This is a genomic window from Pseudomonas sp. PS01299, from assembly GCF_029960145.1.
In the GTDB taxonomy this organism is placed as follows: domain Bacteria; phylum Pseudomonadota; class Gammaproteobacteria; order Pseudomonadales; family Pseudomonadaceae; genus Aquipseudomonas; species Aquipseudomonas putida_A.
This window is the reverse complement of the sequence record NZ_JASCPO010000406.1, coordinates 1-2,963: the sequence shown is the minus strand read 5'-3', so window position 1 is coordinate 2,963 and position 2,963 is coordinate 1. Positions and strand designations below refer to the sequence as shown.

General features: G+C 57.4%; 1 protein-coding gene and 1 pseudogene. One reads left to right on the top strand and one right to left on the bottom strand.

Going from position 1 to position 2,963, the window contains the following annotated elements; translation table 11 throughout:
- A pseudogene (locus QMX91_RS30355) lies at positions 1–2,303 on the top strand (hypothetical protein); the annotation flags it as partial.
- 184 nt (positions 2,304–2,487) lie between these two features.
- On the opposite strand, the gene QMX91_RS30350 reads toward QMX91_RS30355, so the two are convergent.
- Positions 2,488–2,847, bottom strand: a complete 360-nt coding sequence (locus QMX91_RS30350; protein ID WP_139055869.1) for a DUF6124 family protein — start codon at positions 2,845–2,847, stop codon at positions 2,488–2,490.
- Positions 2,848–2,963: the final 116 nt, after the last annotated feature.

Here is a 2,963-nt window from a genome sequence, read left to right as displayed (position 1 = left end):
AGATGGATGACATCATTCACTTGACCATGCTCGGCACCACCCTGGAGGGCGAAAAAGTCGAAGTCACCGCCCTGCCCCAGACCGTCGACAATATCCCGCATAACTACGAGTTCAAGCTGTCCATTGCCGACGTGCGCAAACTGGTCAATACCCAGGTCAGTTTCTTCTATCGGCTGGAACGCAGCGGCAGCAGTGACCCGTTAGGCTCAAAAAGGCAGTTTGTACAAGTCACCGGCGCAGCCCACCGCCTGGCCGCACCGATCATCGAGGAAGCCGAGGGTGACTTCATCGATCCCACGAAGACACCCATCAACGTCCGCATTCCGTTCGATCCGGCCATCGAGTACGGCATGGGCATTGAGCTGTTCCTGTTGGGTAAAAGTCCGGACGGCAGCACCTTCCTGCCTGAGTTGGAGTGGCACATTCCGGAGGAGGATGAAGTCGAGAATCCCGAAGGTTTTGTCATCACCGTCAATGACTACAACCTCAAGCTGCTTGACGGCGGAACCCTGAAGGGGTGGTACGACCTGCTGATAGCCGACGGCGACGAGATCCTCAGACGGGAGTCGCTGCACACGAAATTGTTCAATGTGGGTGAACCGAAATTCGAGCTGGACGCCCCCATTGTCCTCGGGGTGGCGAACGGCTTCCTCGACCCGGCCACACTGCCCGGCGGTACCAGCAGACTGACCATCCCCAGGCCTGTGGTGAAGCCATGGGTAGCCAACGACGAGGCCACCTGGAAGTGGGTGGGCGACATCTCCGGCGAGGAACCCGGGTCCCGCACATTCAATGCCGTAACCGCCCAACAAGACTGGGTCATCAACCTGGACGCCGCCTTCGTCGCCCAGCACATCGAACCGAACCGCGGCAGCAAGATCACCGTCCGCTACCAGCTCTGGCGCCATGCCACAGATGAGACCAGCCTCTCGAATCCGTTGGTGTTCACCGTGGGCGTCGCGCTGGAACTGCTCGCTCCCTCGATCAAGGAGAACAACGGCGACAGCGCACTCAACCCGCTGCTGGTCAGGGACACCTTGACCATCGTGGTGCCGGACAACAGCGCGTTGCTGCCAAACCATGCAATCAGCGTCACCTGGACTGGCGCTGACGGCACGCCGGCCGGCGGGTCGCACACCTCAGTGCCGCGCGCGGTAAGCGAAGGGCTTGAGTTTGCGATCCCCAACAGCGTGGTGGCGTTCAATCTGGGTAAGCAGGTAAAAATCTCCTACGTCGTCATCATTGATGGTCATCCAACACCGTCCCGGGTATTTGACCTGACGGTGCAAGCAATGCCGCAGAGCGCGCTGGCCAGCCCCACCATCGAGCAGGCCGACAACGACGGCGCCGGCCCGGAACTGCATACAGGCGACCTGACCCAAGCGTCCGTACGCATGGGTGACTGGCCGCTGATCGCCCTCAACCAATACGTCTGGTTGCGCCTGCGCGGGACCAATGCCGACGGCAGCGCCTACACACGCGAGATCTGGAGCGCACCGACGGCCTTCACCAACCCCGACTGGATCGCTGACCGGTTCTTCACTTTTCCGCTTCCAGCCGATGAGCTCAAAGCTCTGCAGGATGGCAGCAGCCTGGCACTGGAGTTTAAAGCCGCACTTGGTCAGAGCGCGGTGGAAAGTGAGGCGGTGGAGTTTCCGGTGCGTACTTATACGATCAAGGCGTTTGAGGATGTGCGGCCCACCATCATTTCGGCAAGAGACTCTGTGGGCCAGATGATTGTGTCTGGCCGTGATACTGCTGACAGAACGATAGTTCTGACCGGGGTCGCAAGCAGGGGCCAAAGAGTCGAAATTCTGGATAACCTGACACCCATAGGCGAGGTCTTGGCAGACTCGCAAAACGGAGAGTGGTCGTACACCTTGATGGGGCTTGACGCGTTGACTCACATCTTCACTGCGAAGGTTCTAGATGGCAGTGATCAGACTTCTGCCCCGTACCTCATCGTTGTCATAGATACAAAAGATGTTCTCAGTTTTTGGATGCAATTGCCGTCAGGAGGCGCCGGGTATCTTCCTCAAAACGGTAGCGTATTGTTATTTTCGAATTACGTGGGCTTGAGCTTGGGTTTTCAGGTCGTATCCCTCGCCATAGGAACTCATGTAGTAACGCTAAGTAGCCCCATGGGTGAGCTTCAAAGCAGGACTTTAGACATTAAATCCCCTGGTTCCCGTCAACTCGGATTATGGGGTATCACACTAAAAGGGCCGGGAATATATACGCTGAACTTCTTCGGCCCCACAGGAAAGCAGATAACTCCGCCCTTCACCGTCACATTCAATTGATACGAAAGGGTTTGCTCGCCTTAAACCCTAGTTGCTGAGAAGTGATAAGGGGACAGATTTATTTAATGGCAATTGCGAGCAGGCTCACGCCTACAAGGCATCTTTGCCGGGCACTTAACAAGTGACCAACGCAGATCCACTGTGGGAGCGGGCTTGCTCGCGAAGAGGCCAGAACTGTCAGCGCCTATTCCTTGGGCACAACATTATCCAGCGCCTGATTCACCGCCAACTCCCCCAGCATCACCACCTGCGCAATGCCCAACACCGTGTTGCGACTCGGCCCTTCCAGCGTGCCGGCGAAATCACCGAGCATGACCGTGGCCGAGGCCAGGGATTCGCAGGCGTTGGCCAGCAGGGATTCGGTATCGGTTTGTGGGTTGACCATGAACATGCTGCTGGGGGTATACGGCGTGGCCATGATGTTTGCGGGCGCGAGGTAGTGGTCGAGGGCGCGTTCGGCGGCTTCGTGGAGTTTTCTGGAGTTGAGGGATTCGTAGGGTGATACCGGGTCTGTGGTCGGCGGATTGGGTGGGGTTTCGGACATCAGCGGGAACTCCGATCGAGGCACTTTGAATGGATGACGACCTGTAGGAGCTGCCGCAGGCTGCGATCTTTTTATGTTTCTTTTTAAAAACAAGATCAAAATATAGCAGCCTGCGG